14 protein-coding genes are annotated in these 17126 nt (G+C 74.5%); 4 read left to right on the top strand and 10 right to left on the bottom strand.

Going from position 1 to position 17126, the window contains the following annotated elements; genetic code table 11:
- Positions 1-14: 14 nt before the first annotated feature.
- The 6 genes from I4I81_RS28995 to I4I81_RS29020 all read right to left on the bottom strand — a co-directional run bounded on the left by I4I81_RS28995 (position 15) and on the right by I4I81_RS29020 (position 5471).
- Positions 15-554, bottom strand: a complete 540-nt coding sequence (locus tag I4I81_RS28995) for a TetR/AcrR family transcriptional regulator (protein ID WP_218616471.1) — start codon at positions 552-554, stop codon at positions 15-17.
- 25 nt (positions 555-579) lie between these two features.
- Positions 580-1038 carry a flavodoxin family protein gene (locus tag I4I81_RS29000; RefSeq protein WP_218605820.1) on the bottom strand — a complete coding sequence of 153 codons (459 nt, stop codon included), beginning with the start codon at positions 1036-1038 and terminating at the stop codon, positions 580-582.
- Positions 1035-1283: an NHL repeat-containing protein gene (locus I4I81_RS29005; RefSeq protein ID WP_218605819.1), complete on the bottom strand. Its 249-nt coding sequence runs from the start codon at positions 1281-1283 to the stop codon at positions 1035-1037. The genes I4I81_RS29000 and I4I81_RS29005 overlap by 4 nt, the downstream gene beginning before the upstream one ends.
- On the bottom strand, positions 1280-2851 hold the full coding sequence (locus I4I81_RS29010) for a phospho-sugar mutase (protein ID WP_218605818.1): 1572 nt from the start codon (positions 2849-2851) through the stop codon (positions 1280-1282). Before I4I81_RS29010 ends, I4I81_RS29005 begins: the two co-directional genes overlap by 4 nt.
- A 40-nt stretch (positions 2852-2891) precedes the next feature.
- Complete coding sequence (locus I4I81_RS29015; RefSeq protein ID WP_218605817.1) at positions 2892-3674, bottom strand: purine-nucleoside phosphorylase; 783 nt, start codon at positions 3672-3674, stop codon at positions 2892-2894.
- 102 nt (positions 3675-3776) lie between these two features.
- Positions 3777-5471 (bottom strand): serine/threonine-protein kinase, encoded by a 1695-nt coding sequence (locus I4I81_RS29020; protein ID WP_226363621.1) that lies wholly within the window; start codon positions 5469-5471, stop codon positions 3777-3779.
- Positions 5472-5782: 311 nt separating this feature from the next.
- On the opposite strand from I4I81_RS29020, the gene I4I81_RS29025 reads away from it, so the two are divergent.
- On the top strand, positions 5783-6994 hold the full coding sequence (locus I4I81_RS29025; RefSeq protein ID WP_218605999.1) for an amidohydrolase: 1212 nt from the start codon (positions 5783-5785) through the stop codon (positions 6992-6994).
- A gap of 215 nt (positions 6995-7209) precedes the next feature.
- Positions 7210-8103: a hypothetical protein gene (locus I4I81_RS29030; RefSeq protein WP_218606000.1), complete on the top strand. Its 894-nt coding sequence runs from the start codon at positions 7210-7212 to the stop codon at positions 8101-8103.
- A gap of 169 nt (positions 8104-8272) precedes the next feature.
- Here the strand turns inward: I4I81_RS29030 and I4I81_RS29035 are convergent, their stop codons facing one another.
- From I4I81_RS29035 to I4I81_RS29050, 4 genes are all read right to left on the bottom strand, one after another.
- A complete protein-coding gene (locus I4I81_RS29035; protein ID WP_225924722.1) occupies positions 8273-9940 on the bottom strand; it encodes a purine-cytosine permease family protein in 1668 nt (555 codons plus the stop codon).
- Between the two features lie 75 nt (positions 9941-10015).
- Positions 10016-13270, bottom strand: a complete 3255-nt coding sequence (locus I4I81_RS29040; RefSeq protein WP_218603190.1) for a hybrid sensor histidine kinase/response regulator — start codon at positions 13268-13270, stop codon at positions 10016-10018.
- Positions 13267-14661 (bottom strand): BTAD domain-containing putative transcriptional regulator, encoded by a 1395-nt coding sequence (locus I4I81_RS29045; protein WP_218603191.1) that lies wholly within the window; start codon positions 14659-14661, stop codon positions 13267-13269. Before I4I81_RS29045 ends, I4I81_RS29040 begins: the two co-directional genes overlap by 4 nt.
- A gap of 78 nt (positions 14662-14739) precedes the next feature.
- Entirely contained in the window at positions 14740-15189 is a 450-nt protein-coding gene (locus I4I81_RS29050) for a gamma-glutamylcyclotransferase family protein (RefSeq protein ID WP_218603192.1), read from the bottom strand.
- 41 nt (positions 15190-15230) lie between these two features.
- Between I4I81_RS29050 and I4I81_RS29055 the strand changes: the two genes are divergently transcribed.
- Together I4I81_RS29055 and I4I81_RS29060 are read left to right on the top strand one after the other, a co-directional pair.
- Positions 15231-16640, top strand: coding sequence for an NAD(P)H-quinone dehydrogenase (locus I4I81_RS29055; RefSeq protein ID WP_218603193.1), 1410 nt, complete (start codon positions 15231-15233; stop codon positions 16638-16640).
- 77 nt (positions 16641-16717) lie between these two features.
- Positions 16718-17083, top strand: coding sequence for a hypothetical protein (locus I4I81_RS29060; protein ID WP_218603194.1), 366 nt, complete (start codon positions 16718-16720; stop codon positions 17081-17083).
- Positions 17084-17126: the final 43 nt, after the last annotated feature.

A 17126-nucleotide genomic window follows, 5' to 3' on the forward strand; every position in this document is an offset into this window, starting at 1 on the left:
GCCGGGCCGCAGCCTCACCGGTCCGCGCGCAGCCAGCCGTCCAGCGCGGCGTGCAGGGCGGCGGGGAAACCGCCCGCCGCGGCGAGCCCGTGGCGCTCGAGGTCGACCAGACCGTGCACGAGCGCCTGCACCGCGAGGGCCACCGTCGACGGGTCGGCGTCGGTGCGCAGGGCCCTCGCCGCCATCGCGCGCCGCACGGTGTGGGCGAAGGACGGCAGGACCGCCGTGGTCAGGGTGGAGCCGTGCAGGTGCGGGTCGCCGAGCGCGACCTCGCGGTAGGCGTGGGCGAGCCGGCTCAGGTGCTCCACCGGATCGGCGGCCGGTTCGACCGCGTCGAGGCGTTGGGCGAGGCCGTGCACGGCGCGCGCGTGCAGGACGTCGAGCAGCGCGGGCTTGCCGCCGAACAGCGCGTAGACCGCGGTGGTGGACGTCCCGCAGTCCTGCGCCAGCGTCCGCAGGCTCAGTGCGCCGGGACCGCCGCCGGAGAGCAGCGTGCCCGCGCGGTCGAGCAGGCGCTCCCGCAGGGCCGCGTCGTGGACCTTCGGGCGGGGCACCGCGGCACAGTAGCGGCGGAGGTGCTCAGCCGCCGGGCTCGATCGTCGCGGCGAGGGTGCCGCCCAGCTCCGTGCAGGCGTCCAGATCGGACGGACCCGGCGCCCCGGTGACGACGACGTGGGCGGCGGTCCGCGACCAGCCCAGCCCGGAGGTGACGGTCTCCACCGACCGCACCGCCCCCTCGACGCCGAGGTTCCCGTGCACGTAGAGGCCGAACGGGAGGCCACGGGTGTCGTCGGCGCAGACGTAGTAGACGGTGTCGAAGAAGTGCTTGAGGGCCCCGGACATGTACCCGATGTTCGCCGGGGTGCCGAGGACGACGGCGTCGGCGGCGAGCAGGTCGGACGCCGTGGCCGCGAGGGCAGCGCGCCGCACCACCTCGACGCCGGTGATCTCCGGGTCCTCCGCCCCGCGCACCACGGCGTCGAGCAGTTCGGCCGTGGCGGGCGAGGGCGTGTGGTGGACGACGAGCAGCCTGGTCACGAGGAGACCCGCGCGAGGGTCCCGGACTCCAGCGCCACCCACACCGCGCCGTCCGGGGTCGCGCACAGGACGGAGGGGCTGCAGTCCGGGGCGGCGAGGTCGGTCGCCTGCGGCGGGCCGGTGCGTCCGTCGGGATCCACGGGCACCCGGGCGACGGTGTCGGCGTGCACGAGCCTCACCCGGACCGCGTCCGCGGTGGCCGTGACGCCGTAGGGCCCGGACCCGGGCGCGAGCCCGACCGTCATCGGTCCTCCAGCAGTTCGGCGGCGGCGGCGGCGAGCGCGTCGAGCCGGGCCTGCCCGCGCGCCCGGTCACCGTGCTCCACCACCTCCAGGTACGCCTTGAGCTTCGGTTCCGTGCCCGACGGCCGGATCACCAGCCGCTCGCCGTCGCGACGCAGCACCAGCACGTCGGGGGCGGGGCGGGTGACGGCCCAGCCGTCCGGCGGCGAGTCGCGCAGCCGGGCCACGGCGGCGTCGCGCGGGCCGGGCTCCATCCGCACGGAGATGCCGCGGGTGAGGTGCACGCCGTGCTGCGCCGACAGGTCGTCGAGCCGGTCCTGGACGGTCTTCCCCGACTCCGCGAGGGACGCGGCCAGGTCGCACGCCACCGTGGCCGCCGCGATCCCGTCCTTGTCGTTGACGGCCCCGGGATCGACGCAGTAACCGAGCGCCTCCTCATAGCCGAACACCAGACCGGGCCCGCCGCGCACGATCCACTTGAAGCCGGTGAGCGTCTCGGCGAAGCGTGCTCCGTAGGACTGTGCGACGGACCGCAGCATCGACGACGAGACGACCGTGGTGGCGACGAGCGGGTCGTCGTAGGAGCCGGTGCGCAGCAGGTGGTCGCCCAGCAGCACGCCGGTCTCGTCGCCGGTGAGCATGCGCCAGCCGCCGTCGCCGGGTACGCCGAGTGCGCAGCGGTCGGCGTCGGGGTCCAGCGCGACCGCGAGGTCGGCGTCCACCTCGGCGGCCAGCGCGAGCAGGGCGCCGGTCGCGCCGGGCTCCTCCGGGTTGGGGAAGGCGACGGTCGGGAAGTCGGGGTCGGGCACCGCCTGCGACGCGACGACGTGGACGTCGGTGAACCCGGCCCGGTGCAGCGCGTGCACCGCGGTGACCCCACCGACGCCGTGCATCGGGGTGAGCGCGACGCGCAGGGTGCGGGCGGCGCCGCGGGGGAGCCGCCCGACCCGGTCCAGATAGGACTCGGTCACGTCGACGGAGGTCACGTCCCCGCCGGTCGGCACCGACACCGCGGCCGGGGCGGCCGTGATCGCCGCCTCGATCTCCGCGTCCGACGGGGGAGCGAGCTGCGCGCCGTCGGCGAGGTAGACCTTGTAGCCGTTGTCGGCGGGCGGGTTGTGCGACGCCGTGATCTGCACCCCGGCCACCGCCCCCAGCTCCCGGACGGCGAACGCGAGAACCGGCGTCGGGAGCGGGGAGGGCAGGGTGCGCACGCTGAACCCGGCGCCCGCGAGGACGTCGGCGGTGGCCGCGGCGAAAGCCTCCGACCCGTGCCGCGCGTCGCGCCCCACGACGACCGTGCCGCGGGAGCCGTCGCGGGCCAGCCAGGCCGCGAGCCCGGCCGTCGCCCGGCGCACCACGGCCACGTTCATCCCCGCGGGCCCCGCCCGCACCGGCCCGCGCAGCCCGGCGGTGCCGAAACGCAGCATCCCCGCCATCCGGTCGGTCAGCTCGTCGTCCGGGCCGCCGGCCATGACGTCGGCCAGCACGCGTTGCAGCTCGGCGCGCGTCGCGGGGTCGGGGTCGTCGGCGATCCAGCGCAGCGCCGCGTCCCGGAGCTCGGGCCTCATGCCGGTGCGCGGAAGAGCTCGCCAGGGCAAGCGTCACCGCTCACGACCGCGTCACCAGCTCCCGCAGCAGCCCACCCATCCGTCCGGCCGCCGCGGCGCCCGCCTCCAGCACCTCGTGGTGGTCCAGCGGAGCGCCGCTCAGGCCCGCGGCCAGGTTCGTCACCAGGGACAGCCCGAACACCTCGACGCCCAGCGCCCGCGCCGCGATCGCCTCCAGCACCGTCGACATCCCGACGAGGTCGGCGCCCATCCCGCGGAACATCCGGATCTCCGCGGGGGTCTCGAAGTGCGGGCCGGTCAGCCCGGCGTACACGCCCTCGGTGAGCGTGGGGTCGATCTCCCGCGCGAGGGCTCGCAGCCGCGGGGAGTAGAGGTCGGTGAGGTCGACGAACTGCGCCCCGCGCAGCGGCGAGGTCGCCGTCATGTTCAGGTGGTCGGAGATCAGGACCGGGTCACCGACGGCCATGCCCTCGCGGATGCCGCCCGCCGCGTTCGTCAGGACGACCGTCCCGCAGCCGGCCGCCGCCGCGGTGCGCACGCCGTGCACGACCGGGTCGACGCCGTGGCCCTCGTAGAAGTGCGTCCGGCCGAGCAGTACCAGCACCCGCCGCCCGCCGACCGGCACCGACCGCACCGTGCCCCCGTGCCCCGCGACGGTGGGGGCGAGGAAGCCGGGGAGGTCGGCCATCGGGATCTCGTGGGTGGCCTCGCCGATCAGGTCGGCGGCCGGGCGCCAGCCCGACCCCAGCACCACGGCCACGTCGTGGGTGGCCACACCGGTGGCGTCGGCCAGTGCGGCCGCCGCGCTCTGGTGCTCGCTCATCGCTCTCCCCCGCTGCGCTCGGTCGGCGCTGCGCGCCGGGCGCTGTGTCGATGATTCGCTCGTCGGCGCTCGCTCATGCCCCGCAGCCTACGGGCCGCGTGATCAGCGCCCGGCGGTGGCGAAACCGGCCATGAGCACGTCGAACAGGGCCTCGGCGATGCCCTCGCCCCGGTTGCCGGGGACGGTGAGCCGGGCCACCCACACCGCGTCGCCGTCGGCGGGCACCAGCGCCATCCAGGTGGCTCGCTCCTGCCCGTGGCGGTCGGTGCGGTAGGTCAGGCGGTCGTCGAGGAGCGGCGTCTGGTCGACGGAGTCGACGCCCAGCGCGTCGGTCGTGAGCCGGGCGAGTGCCGCGTCGCGGGTCTCGGCCCGCTCCACCGTGAACTCCTCGGTGCCGTCCGGGCTGACGAACGACGCCGCGCGCGAGCCGTCGACGGTCTCGTGCGCGAACTGGGTCCAGCCGACCGGCACGTCGGCGTCGAAGCCGAGGGGGTCGAGGTGGGAGATGAGCGCGGTGCCCGCCGACGTCACCGTGATCGTCCCGAACGGCGACTGCCCGCCGACCATCCGCGTGATCGCCCAGCCCGCCGCCGTGCCGAGCAGCACGACCAGCGCCCCCGCGACGACGAGCGCCACGGCCTGCAGCGGCGTCGCCGGGGCCGCCGGGGTGGGCGGCAGCGCGCGCGGCCGGGGCGGGCGCTGGGGCTCGGGGCGCTGGGGTTCGGGGCGCTGGGGCTCGGGGCGCTGGGGGTCCGCCCGCAGCGGCTCCGGCCACGACGGCAGCGGGCGTCCGGGCGGGCCGGGCAGCGGGCCGGGGTCGGCGGCCAGCGGGGCGGCGGCCGGGGTCCTGGCCTCCAGCACCGCGGAGCTGCGTTCGGGGGCGTAGTCGGGGGGCGGCTCGACCGACGGCGTGACGAACGAGGCCAGCGTCGGGGCGTCGGGGGAGCCGGGGTACATCGGGTCGTCGGGGTCGGAGATGAGGGGCCGCAGCCGGATGCGCACCTCGTCGAGCGGCATCCGGGCGTCCGGGTCCTTGACCATCAGCGCCGCGATGACCTCGGCCACCGGGCCGCCGCTGCGCGTGCGGGGCACGTCGCCGTCGACGACCTCGGTGATCGTCTGCACCGGGTCTCCGCCGACGTCGTAGGGCGGGCGGCCCTCCACGGCGGCGAACAGCGTGGCGCCCAGGCCCCACAGGTCGGCGGCCGGCGTGACGGGCTGACCGGCCGCGACCTCGGGGGCGATGTAGGCGGGGGAGCCGAGGACGAGGCCCGCGCTCGTCATCGGGGCGTCGGCGACGTTGCGGGCGATGCCGAAGTCGGTGAGCTTGACGCGGCCGTCATCGGCGATGAGGACGTTGCCCGGCTTGACGTCACGGTGCGTGATCCCCGCGCGGTGCGCGGCCCGCAGACCCCCCGCGGTGGCGTAACCGACGACGGCGGCCTGACCGACGGACAGGGCCCCGTGATCGGAGATCATCTCCGCGAGGTTGCGGGAGGGCACGAGCTCCAGCACGACGACGGGCTCGCCGTCGGCCTCGACCACGTCGAACACGGTGATGACGTTGGGGTGCGACAGCCCGCCGACGGCCCGCGCCTCGCGCAGGATCCGCTCGCGCATGTCCAGCGCCTCGCGGTCGCCGACGCCGTGCGGGACCCGCAGCTCCTTCACCGCGACGCGTCGGCGCAGGACCTCGTCGTAGCCGGCCCAGACCGTGCCCATGGCGCCGCTGCCGATCTTGCCGGACAGCAGGTACCGGCCGCCGATGCGGCGCTGTCCGTCATCCGGCGTCGTCACCTGCTCATTCTGACGTCCGCGTATCGCCCGGGTGCACGGGGTACTCCTCGCTGCATGACCCCCAGGGAGTGTGCCGCGGTGAGACGAACGGCCGAAGGAGCCGCTCGTCGTAGGTGTGGATCACCGCTCGTCGCGCGGCGCCCGCCCGTCCGCAGCAGATCCGCGACCCCTCGGCGAGCGTTTCCCTACGTGACCGATTTACGCTTGGTACACCGCCGTCCGGGTGAGCACCATGGCCCGATGCAGGACAGAGCAGAGATGCACGTCCGGAGCGGGGGTGCGCAGTGACCTTGCTGGAATCCTCCCCGGTCATGCCCACCGCGCCCGCAGTGGTCGACCTCGGTACGGGCACCGGGCCGGCCTGGCTCGACGGCTGGCTCGCCGCCCACACCGACGACGTCGTCGGCTGGCGCCGCACCCTGCACTCGGTACCCGAGCTCGGCCGCGCCGAGCACCGCACCACCGCGCTCGTCGCCCGGCAGCTCCTCGCCGCCGGTCTCGAACCCCGCACGCTCCCCGGCGGCACCGGTCTGGTCTGCGACATCGGCTACGGCGACCGCTGCGTCGCGCTGCGCGCCGACCTCGACGCCCTCCCGCTGCAGGAGGACACCGGCCTGCCGTTCGCGTCCACCGTCGACGGCGCCATGCACGCGTGCGGCCACGACGCCCACACCGCGATCGTCCTCGGGGCGGGCCTCGCGCTCGCATCCGCGCCGAACCTGCCCGGCCGCGTCCGGCTGATCTTCCAGCCGGCCGAGGAGGTGCAGCCCGGCGGCGCGCTCGACATGGTCGCCGACGGCGCGATGGAGGGAGTGCAGCGGATCTTCGCGCTGCACTGCGACCCGCGCCTGGAGGTCGGGAAGCTCGGCACCCGCGTCGGCCCGATCACCTCGGCGTGCGACCTGCTGGAGATCCGGCTGACGTCGCCGGGTGGCCACACGGCCCGCCCGCACCTCACCGCCGACCTCGTCGAGGCGCTCGGCCTGCTGATCACGCAGCTGCCACTGCTGCTCGGCCGCCAGGTCGACCCCCGCTCGGGCACCGTCCTGGTCTGGGGTGCGGTGCAGTCCGGCGAGGCGGCCAACGCGATCCCCCAGCACGGTCTGCTGCGCGGCACTCTGCGCACCGCCGACCACGCCACGTGGAACGAGCTCGAGGACAAGATGCGCACCCTGGTGGCGGCGGTCCTCGCCCCCACCGGCGTCGGCTACGTCCTGGAGCACATCCGCGGCGTTCCCCCGGTCGTGAACGAGTCGGCCAGCACCGGCATGCTCGCCGACGCCGCCGCCACGGTCCTGGGTGCGGAGGCGTCCGTCGGCACCGAGCAGTCCAGCGGTGGCGAGGACTTCGCCTGGTACCTGGAGCACGTCCCCGGCGCGATGGCCCGGCTCGGCGTGTGGCCCGGCGAGGGCCCGATGCGCGACATCCACCAGCCCACGTTCGACCTCGACGAACGCGCCCTCCCCTTCGGCGTGCGGGTCCTGGCCCAGACCGCACTGAACGCCCTGACGACGACGGACTGACCCGCACAGGCACCGCGCCCCGACCCGCCCAGCGAGTCGGGGCGCACTGCTGTCCCCCCACCCCGCGAGTTTGCCGCTGCCGCCCGGCGAGTTTGCCGCTGCCGCCCGGCGAGTTTGCCGATCACGTCCGGTGAGTTGTCCACATCGGCACGCAGCTGTCCACAGGATCGCCACTCGTCGTGGCGAGTGCCCGGATCGGCCTCATCGTCGGGGTCATGGACATCCCGATCCCCGGTCTCCACGGCGCGTACCGTCGCCGGGACCTGACGGCCGCCATCGGGCGGAGATCCGTCGAGGTCGCCCTGCGATCCGGTGCACTCCGTCCTCTGTGGACGGTGACGCTCGTCGAGTCGGCCCGGTTCCTCGACCCGTGCACGCGGGCCGCCGCTGCACTGCTGGCTACGGCCGACGGATCGGTGCTCGTCGACACCACCGCCGCCTACCTGCACGGCTGCCGCTCCGTCGATCGCGCCACCACCCACGTCCGCATCCCGTACGGGCGCGAGTTCCGCAGCCGCCCGGGACTCGTCGTCCACCACGGCCGGTCCTTCGCCGACGACGTCGAGGAGATCGACGGCCTCCGGGTGCTCGCGCTGGACCGCGTCGTCGCCGATCTGCTCTGCACGCCGGACGGTCCGGGGGCGCTGGCCGTCGCCGACGAGGCGCTGCGGATGGCCCGGCCCGACCACGAGCGGTTCCGGACGGCGGTCGGGTCACGTCTGCGCCGCCGCGCGGATCCGCGGGGCACCGTCCGCGGGAGCGTCCTGCTCGGGCTGGCGTCGGCGGAGGCGGAGTCCCCGCCGGAGAGCCGGGTCCGGTACCGGCTGCTGGAGGACGGGTTTCCGATCCCGGAGGTGAACTGGCGGATCGTCCAGGACGGGCGAGAGGTCTTCCGGATCGATCTGGCCTGGCCGGACCTGCGAATCGCGCTGGAGTACGACGGCTACGAGCCCCACCTCGGGCGGGGTGAGCAGGACAGGGCACGTCAGGAGGAGTTGGAGCGTCGCGGATGGATCGTCGTACGGATGGACAAGGACGACCTCCGCAGCATGTCGCGGGTCTACGCCGAGCTGCGGGCGGCGTTCGCCCGGCGCGGCTACACGTGGTGAAGCCACGCCGGACGACTGCCCGGGACGGGGGCGCCGGGGCACAATCGGCGCACCCGCCGGGCGGCAGCGGCAAACTCGCCGGGCGCTGTCGGCAAACTCGCCGGGGGCTGTTGGCAAACTCGCCGGGCGGCAGCGGCAAACTCGCCGGGGGTGGTCGGCAAACTCGCGGTCAGGGGTGGGGGGCTCCCATCGGGAGGCCCAGGAAGGTCTGGCTCTCGTGGCAGACCGTCTCGCACGCCTTGTCCGTCGAGCAGCACAGCGAGCAGAGGCGGGCGCTGTGGAAGCTGCAGTCGACCATGTCCGGACGCTCGTAGGTCAGACCGCAGACGGCGCAGTCGAGCGTGGTGGTGGCCGGCGTGCCGTCGGCGGTGAACCGGGGCTCCGGCTGCAGGTCGGGACGCTTGAGGTAGTACCTGCCCTTCGTCGCCACGGCCAGCAGCGGGGTGAGCACCAGCGCCAGGCCCAGGGCCAGGAACGGCGACCAGGCCTTCGTCGACTCGCCGAACGCCCCGAAGAACGCCGCGAACGACACCCCGGTCGCCACCAGGAACGACCCGACGCCGACGGGGTTGACCGCGTAGAGGTACGCGCGGCGGAACTCCGGCTCCTTCGGGGAGATGCCCAGCAGGTACTTGTTGATCGCGATGTCCGCGGCCACCGTCGTCACCCAGGCGATCGCGCAGTTGGCGTAGAAGCCGAGCAGGTAGTTCAGCGAGGCGAACATGTTCGCCTCCATCAGCGTCAGCGCGAACGCCAGGTTGATGAACACGAACACGATGCGGCGCGGGTAGCGCTTGGTGACGCGGGTGAAGGAGTTGGTCCAGGCCAGCGAGCCGGAGTACGCGTTCGTCGCGTTGATCTTGATCTGGCTGATCACCACGAGGATGACGGCGAGCAGCACGGCAACCCACCCGGGGACGATCTCGGAGAAGGTGGCGTTGAACTGCTGCACCGGCTCGACGGCCGCGACCGCGCCGATCTGCCCCACGATGTACACGGCCAGGAACGCACCCGCCGCCTGCTTGACCCCGCCCAGCAGCACCCAGCCCGGGCCCGCGGCGATGACGGCGGCCCACCAGGAGCGCTTGTTGGCCTCGGTCCTGGCCGGCATGAAGCGGAGGTAGTCGACCTGCTCGCCGATCTGGGCCATCAGCGACAGGGCCACACCCGCCCCGAGCGCGATGGCGGTGATGCTGATGCCCGGGCCGGAGGTGCCCTCGTACGCCAGCCACGTGCCGACCGACGCCGGTTCGGCGACCACGAGGTAGACGAACGGGCCGACCATCAGGATCAGCCACAGCGGTGTGGTCCAGACCTGCATCTTCGACAGCGCCGACATCCCGAAGATCACGATCGGGATGATGATCAGTGTGGAGAGCAGGTACCCGAGCCACAGCGGTATGCCGAGCCCGAGCAGCAGGCCCTGCGCCATGATCGAGCCCTCGAGGGCGAAGAAGATGAACGTGAACGTCGCGAAGATGACGTTGGTGAGCACCGAGCCGTAGTAGCCGAAGCCCGCGCCACGGCTGACGAGGTCGAGGTCGATGTTGTAGCGGGCGCCGTAGTAGGCCAGCGGCAGGCCGGTCGTGAAGATCACCACCACCCCCACGAGGATGGCGATCAGCGCGTTCCCGGTGCCGTAGGTGAGGCCGATGCTGCCGCCGATCGCGAAGTCGGCGAGGTAGGCGATCCCGCCGAGTGCGGTCGTCGCCACCACCCCGGGCGTCCACTTGCGGTAGGTGCTCGGCGCGTACCGGAGGGTGTAGTCCTCCAGCGTCTCGCTGGTCGCGGTCGTCGGTGCGGGGTCGGTGGTGGTCCCGACGTCGTCGATGCTCATCGCATGCCTCCGGGGCACGGTGGTGGGTCGGCGGCGGGGGCGTCGCTGACCCCGCACGCAGGGAACACCGGACCGCTAAACGGCCGCCAAGCGCAGCAGTGCGTCGAGGACGCGTTCGTGCTCGGCCGCGATCGCCTCGACGGTGCCGGGGGCCGCGGCGGCCGTCTCGGCACGCAGGCACAGCTGCGCCATCGTCGTCGCCCCGAAGGTGGCGCCCAGGCCGCGCAGGGTGTGCGCGGCGCGGCGGGCCTCCGCGGAGTCCCCCGTCGCGACGGCCGTGCGCAGCGCGTCGAGCAGGGACGGCGTCTCGGCGCGGAAGTCCTCGACCAGTCCGGCGAGCACGTCCGGGTCCCGCCCGACGAGCTCGCGCAGGTCGGCGAGCACCGAGGGATCGAGCACCGAGGGATCGAGCACCGAGGGATCGAGCACCGAGGGATCGAGCACCGAGGGATCGAGCACCGAGGGATCGAGCACCGGTGGCACGCACCGGCGCAGTGCCGACGCCAACTCGGCGGGTCGCAGCGGCTTGGTGAGGTGGTCGTCCATCCCCGCCGCGAGACACGCCTCCCGGTCGCCGGGCAGCGCGTCGGCGGTGACGGCGACGATCCGCGGCCCACTCCCGCGCAGGCGTCTGCGGATCCGCCGGGTCGCCTCCATCCCGTCGAGCTCCGGCATGCAGACGTCCATCAGTACGACGTCGTAGTCCCGGCGGGCGACGGCGGCGAGTGCCTCCACCCCGTCGCTGACGACGTCGGCGCGCTGCCCCAGCTTGGCCAGCAGCAGCTGCACGAGGCGCTGGTTCACCGGATGGTCCTCGGCGACCAGGATCCGCAGGGGCGGCAGGGTCTCCGGGGCGGCGGTGGAGGTCCGGTCGACGGGACCGTGCAGCACCTCGACGAGCGTCCGCAGCAGCTGCGCGGGGTTGACCGGCTTGGTCAGGACGACGTGGTCGGGGCTGCGCGCCTGCCCGATCGAGGCCAGCAGGACGATCGGCAGGTCGGCGCCGTGCGGGGTCGCCCGGATTCTCGCGGCGAGGTCGGTGCCGGGCAGGCGGACGTCGAGCAGGACGACGTCGAACCGCTCGTCCGCGATGCGGCGCAGTGCCTCCTCCGGCGAACCGGTCGCCTCGCCCGGCATCCCCCAGGATCCGGTGTGGTGCAACAGGATCTGCCGGTTCACCGCGTTCGCGTCGACGACGAGCACGCGGCGGCCCGCGAGCAGCGGCACCGCGTCCGGCCGGGGGTCGCGACGGGGGAGCGTGGCACCCGGCGCGCGGACGGTGAACGTGACGGTCGTGCCGACGCCGACGGTGCTGACGGCGGAGACCGTGCCGCCCATCAGGTCGCAGAGCCGACGGCAGATGGCCAGGCCCAGACCGGTGCCGCCGAAGCGTCGGGCCGTCGACACCTCGGCCTGGCTGAACGACTCGAACACCGGCCCGATCCGGTCGGGTGCGATCCCGATCCCGGTGTCGCGCACGGCGAAGCGCCACTCGTGGGTGCCGTCGTCGCAGCTCTGCGCCCGCACCGCCACCTGCACCTCGCCCGCCGCGGTGAACCGGACGGCGTTGGAGAGCAGGTTGAGCAGCACCTGGCGGACGCGGGTGACGTCGCCGACGAGCGCGTCGGGCACGTCCGGGTCGATGACGCAGAGCAGCTCGACGTCCTTGCGGGCCGCGTCGGCGGCGACGAGTTCGAGCGCGCCCTCGACGCACTCCGCCACGTGGAACGGCGTGCGGTCCAGGTCGAGCCGCCCGGCCTCGATCTTGGAGAAGTCGAGGATGTCGTTGATGAGCAGCAGCAGGGAGTCGGCGCTGTCGCGCACGATCCCGGCGAACTGGCGTTGCTCGGGGGCGAGGTCGGTGTCCAGGAGCAGGCCGGACATGCCGATGACGGCGTTCATCGGGGTGCGGATCTCGTGGCTCATCGTCGCCAGGAACGCGCTCTTGGCGGTGTTGGCGCTCTCGGCGGCGGCCGCGGCCTCGCGCAGCGCGTCGGCGACCCGGACGCGGTCGACGACCCGCCCGAGCTGCGCACCGATGTCCGACAGCAGCGCGAGCAGCCGTTCGTCGGGCTCGGCCGGGGTCGCGGAGAAGAACTCCAGCACCGCGACGACCTCGTCCCCGGCGAGCACCGGGAACGCCATCCCGGCGCCCAGCCCGTCGGCGGCGGCGGCGCGCAGGAAGGCCGGGTCGTGCCGGACGTCGGGGATCCAGGCGGGCGCGCCGGTGGCCAGCACCCGCCCGGGCAGCCCGATCCCGCCGGCCAGGGGGGTGTCGGCGGTGGCGGCGCGGAACGCGGGAGAGCCGCCGACCCAGATCGTCGACGGCACCAGTGCGCCCGACTCCTGCCAGTACACGTGGCTCACCGGCCAACCGGTGTGGGCACAGACCAGGTGCAGCACCTCCCGGGTCGCGGCGGGCAGGTCGGCGGCCTGGTGCGCGGTGGCGGCGACGCGGTGCAGCAGGGCCAGCTCCGCGGTGCGCTCCCGCACCCGCTCGGCCATGCCGTTGAACCGCGTGGCCAGCGCCCGGATCTCGCTCACGCCGCCGACCCCGGCCCGCGCGCCGGGGTCGCCGTCGGCGATGCGGGAGGTGGCCTCGTCGAGGTCCTGCACCGGCCGGATCACCGCCCGCCGGGTCACGGCGGCGAACACGGCCATCCCCGCGAGCAGCAGCAGTGCCACCGCGACGGCGGCCGCCGACCAGGCCCGTGCCCGGTCGACGCCCTGCGCGGTCTCGCGCGCGGTGCGGTCGTCGACGAGCGCGAACACCTCCCCGATCGGCTCCATGATCTGCGCCTTGGCCCGCAGGTACCCGGGCCCGTAGAGCAGCGCGGTGGCCCGGTCGCGGTCGCCGATCAGCGCGAACGCCTGCTGCTCGATCCCGGCGAGTGCGTCGGACCGCGCCTGGGCCACCGCCAGCAGCTCCAGCTCGGGCGGCTCGAAGCCGGCGCGGGCGGCGAGCGTCGCGAAGCTCACCGGTGGACCGGACGGCGTCGGGCGCAGCCCCGTGTCGGTGACGACGTCCCAGTAGATCTCGTCGTAGTCCTGCGGCCGCGGCGCGGTGCCGGCCCGGATGGCGAGGATCTCCTCGAACCACTCCCGGTAGCGCGGTTCCCCGGTCGCGACGTAGGTGCGCGCCATCCGCGTCAGGTCGTCGGAGGTCTGGCGCAGCTCGTCGGCCAGGCGCAGCGACGTCGACCGCCGCGACTCCGCGTCGGCCGAGTCGTGCGTGCTCCGCTCCGCCGCCAGGCTCACCAGCAGCAGCACGGCGAGCAGGGCGACCCCGGTCCCGATGCCGACCCGGACGAGCCCGCGCAGCGAGGTCACGACGCCGACCTCCCCAGCTCCGCGCGCAGTGCCGCGATCTCCGCTCGCAGCGCCGACTCGCGGTCGGTCACGTCGCTCGTCAACTGCTCCAGCCGCCGCGCGAGCCGGCCCACGACGTCGTCGCGCGCCGTCTCGTCCCCCCGGCCCGATCCGGAGACGACCTCGTCCACGCGACGCAGGTGGTCGCGCTCGATGTCGCGCAGGCGCTTCGCCGCGAGCGACGAGCGCAGGCGGGCCCGCAGCACCACCGCGCTGAACGGCTTGGGCAGGTAGTCGGTGGCGCCGAGGTCGATGCAGCGCACCACGGCGTCCAGCTCGTGCACGGCCGACACCATGATCACCGGGAGGTGGTCGAGCCGCGGGTCGGCCTTGATCGCGGCCAGCGTCGCGAAGCCGTCCAGCACGGGCATGACGACGTCGAGCAGCACGACGTCGACGTCCGCGGTGCGCAGCAGGTCCAGGGCCCGCTTGCCGTTCTCGACGGCCACCACCTCGTGCCCCAGACCGGTCAGCGCGGTGACGAGCAGGCGCCGGTTCACCCCGGAGTCGTCGACGACGAGCACGCGGCCCGGCTCGTCGTCCGGCTCGACGAACGCCGGACCGTCGAGCACGGGTCCCGGCGGCGCCCAGGCCAGGGCGGGGTCGTGGCGCAGCACGCCGCGCTGCAGCTCCCGCAGCGATGCCCCCGGCTCCAGACCGAGCTCGTCGCGGAGCAGGTGGCGGCCCGCGGCGTAGACGGCGAGCGCGTCGGCCTGGCGCCCGGAGCGGTACAGCGCCAGCATCAGCTGCGCCCGCACCCGCTCCCGCAGCGGATGGGTGTCGACGCGCTGCTCCAGCTCGGCGACGACCGCCGCGTGCCGGCCGAGCACGAGATCGGCGTCGACGCGGTCCTCCGCGCAGGACAGGCGGAGCTCGTCGAGCCGGGCCGCCTCGGCGCGGGCGAACGGGGCGTCGGCGACGTCGGCGAGCGCGGCGTCGCGCCACAGCGCCTCGGCCGCGGCCAGGAGGTCGGCCGCGCGCTCGGCGTCGTCGTCGCGCAGGGCGGCCCGGCCGTCCCCGGCGAGCCGGACGAACTCGACGGCGTCGATCGCGTCGGTGCGCAGCACGTATCCGGGGGCGGCGGTGACCAGTAGGTCGGCCGGGGCCCCGCGCGGCCGGTCCGGTTCGAGCGCCCGGCGCAGGTTGGAGACGAACACCTGCACGGTGGCGGCCGCGCGAGGCGGGGGATCGTGCGGCCACAGGTCGTCGATGAGCTGGTCGAGCGACACCACCCGGCCGGCCCGGACCAGCAGCGCGGAGAGCAGCGCGCGCTGCTTGCGGCCCCCGAGCTCCACCCGGCGGCCGTCGCGCCACGCCTCGACCGGGCCGAGCAGCCGGAACTCGATCAGCACGCGGCCCTCCCGTCCGACGACGGGTCAGCCAAGTACGCGCTCGCTCCGGACGTGTGTCGCCCGGGTTACGAGGAGGGGTCAGAAGGACTTGCTGCTGGGGCGGTTGCGCAGGGCGGCGACGTAGTCGTCGGGTGCGCCGGCCTGCTCGGCGGCGTCGGCGAGCACCCCGAGGTAGCGGGCGCTGGGCTCGCCGCCCTCGTAGTCGTTGAGCACGTAGATCCACGCGAGGACGTCGCCCTCGAGCGTGTGCACCCGCAGGCGCAGCTTCTTGTGCATCCCGAGCTCGCCGCCCTCCCAGCGGTCGAGCTGCGAGGCGTCCTGGTCGGTGACGTCGTAGATGACGACGAACACCTGCTCACCCGGCGCCTCGACGACGGTCGACAGCGCGCCCTCCCAGGCGTAGTCGGTGCCGCCGAACGTGAGGCGCCACCCCTGCAACCACCCGGTTCCCGCCATCGGCGAGTGGGGAGCGCGCTGCTTCATCTGGGCGGGGTCCATGTTCGACCCGTAAGCGGCGTAGAGCGGCACCGGCACAGGGTAGTGCTCATCCGCCCGCGTACGGTGATCGGGTGACTCGCATCGTGATCATGGGCGGTGGCCCGGCCGGCTACGAGGCGGCACTGGTGGCGGCGCAGCACGGCAGCGACGTGACCGTCGTCGAGCAGGAGGGCATGGGCGGAGCCTGCGTCCTGCACGACTGCGTGCCGTCCAAGACGTTCATCTCCTCCGCCGGGATCCGCGTCGACCTGCACCGTGCCCCCGAGCTCGGCCTCACCGCCGGGCCCGACTCCGTGGGCGTCGACCTGCCGCGGGTCAACAGCCGGGTCAAGGGCCTCGCGCTCGCCCAGTCCGCCGACGTGCGGGCGCGCGTCGAGCGCGAGGGCGTGCGGATCGTCCGCGGCACCGCCACCTTCACCGACGAACCGGCGGCCCGCGCGCCGCACGTCGTCGAGTCGCGCACGGCCGACGGCACCCGCGAGATCCATCCCGCCGACGTCGTGCTGATCGCCACCGGCGCCACCCCCCGCGTCCTCGACGACGCCCGCCCCGACGGCGAGCGCATCCTCACCTGGCGCGACCTCTACGACCTCCCCGAGCTGCCCGAGCACCTGATCGTCGTCGGGTCGGGCGTCACGGGCGCGGAGTTCGTGTCGGCCTACGTCGAGATCGGCGTGCGTGTCACGCTGGTCTCCAGCCGCGACCGCGTGCTCCCCGGTGAGGACGCCGACGCCTCCGCTGTGCTGCAGGACGTGTTCGCCGAGCGGGGCGTGGAGATCCTCGGGCAGGCGCGGGCCGACTCGGTGCGCCGCACCGAGGACGGCGACGGGGTCGTCGTGACGCTCGCCGACGGCCGCACCGTCACCGGCTCGCACGCGCTGATGACGGTCGGATCGGTGCCCAACACCGCCGATCTCGGGCTGGAGAAGATCGGCGTCGAGACCGACCGCGGCGGGTTCATCCCCGTCGACCGGGTGTCGCGGACGAGCGTCCCCGGCGTCTACGCGGCGGGCGACTGCACCGGCCTGCTCATGCTCGCCTCCGTCGCGGCGATGCAGGGGCGGATCGCGATGTGGCACGCGCTCGGTGAGGGTGTCGCGCCGATCAAGCTCAAGACGGTGGCGTCGGCGGTGTTCACCCGCCCGGAGATCGCGACCGTCGGGATCAGCCAGCGGGCGATCGACGCGGGCGAGGTCCCCGCGCGGACGATCATGCTGCCGCTCTCGACGAACCCCCGCGCGAAGATGCAGGGGCTGCGGCGCGGGTTCGTGAAGCTGTTCTGCCGCCCGGCCACCGGCGTGGTCGTCGGCGGGGTCGTCGTGGCGCCGGTGGCGAGCGAGCTGATCCTGCCGATCGCGCTGGCGGTGCAGAACGGCCTCACCGTCGACGACCTGGCGTACACGTTCTCCGTGTACCCGTCGCTGTCCGGCTCGATCACCGAGGCCGGCCGCCAGCTGATGCGCCACGGTGATCTCGACTGAGCCGCGACCTCGACTGAGGGTCGACTCGGGGGTTTCCCCGATACCGCGGGCGAGGTGACGGTCCGACGATGGACGGCATGAGCATCCAGCCCGTCACGTCGTCGCAGATCCCCGTCGTCCCGGTGGCCGTGGCCGCGGTCGGCGCCCAGCTCGTCGACAACGTCGCGATCTTCCTGATCCCGCCGACCGCGTTCGTGCTCGGCCCGCTCGCCGGGCTGCTCGCGATCGCGCTGACGGCTGCGGGCGCCCGCGCGGTCACCCGCGGTCGCAGCGGCCCCGTGATCGCCCGCACCGGGCTCGCCGTGGGCGCCGGATCGGCGTTCCTCGGGCTGCTCGTCGGCGGGCTGGGGTTCGTCGCGCTGCTGCTGGCCGGGGTCACGGTGCTGGCCGGGGTCGCGGGCGCCGTCGCCGGGCGGGGTCCGACGGCGTCGCGCCTTCCGTGAGCCCGTGCGCGCAGAGGGCGGCCAGGACCGCCTTCTCCGCGCA

Origin of the sequence: Pseudonocardia abyssalis (assembly GCF_019263705.2) — a bacterium.
GTDB classification, from domain to species: domain Bacteria; phylum Actinomycetota; class Actinomycetes; order Mycobacteriales; family Pseudonocardiaceae; genus Pseudonocardia; species Pseudonocardia abyssalis.

What these genes read in the sequence shown, in the direction of transcription:
- I4I81_RS29035 (WP_225924722.1), bottom strand. Translation starts at nt 9,940, where the DNA reads ATGAGCATCGACGACGTCGGGACCACCACCGACCCCGCACCGACGACC.
- I4I81_RS29025 (WP_218605999.1), top strand. Translation starts at nt 5,783, where the DNA reads ATGCCCACCGCGCCCGCAGTGGTCGACCTCGGTACGGGCACCGGGCCG.
- I4I81_RS29010 (WP_218605818.1), bottom strand. Translation starts at nt 2,851, where the DNA reads ATGAGGCCCGAGCTCCGGGACGCGGCGCTGCGCTGGATCGCCGACGAC.
- I4I81_RS29005 (WP_218605819.1), bottom strand. Translation starts at nt 1,283, where the DNA reads ATGACGGTCGGGCTCGCGCCCGGGTCCGGGCCCTACGGCGTCACGGCC.
- I4I81_RS29015 (WP_218605817.1), bottom strand. Translation starts at nt 3,674, where the DNA reads ATGAGCGAGCACCAGAGCGCGGCGGCCGCACTGGCCGACGCCACCGGT.
- I4I81_RS29030 (WP_218606000.1), top strand. Translation starts at nt 7,210, where the DNA reads ATGGACATCCCGATCCCCGGTCTCCACGGCGCGTACCGTCGCCGGGAC.
- I4I81_RS29060 (WP_218603194.1), top strand. Translation starts at nt 16,718, where the DNA reads ATGAGCATCCAGCCCGTCACGTCGTCGCAGATCCCCGTCGTCCCGGTG.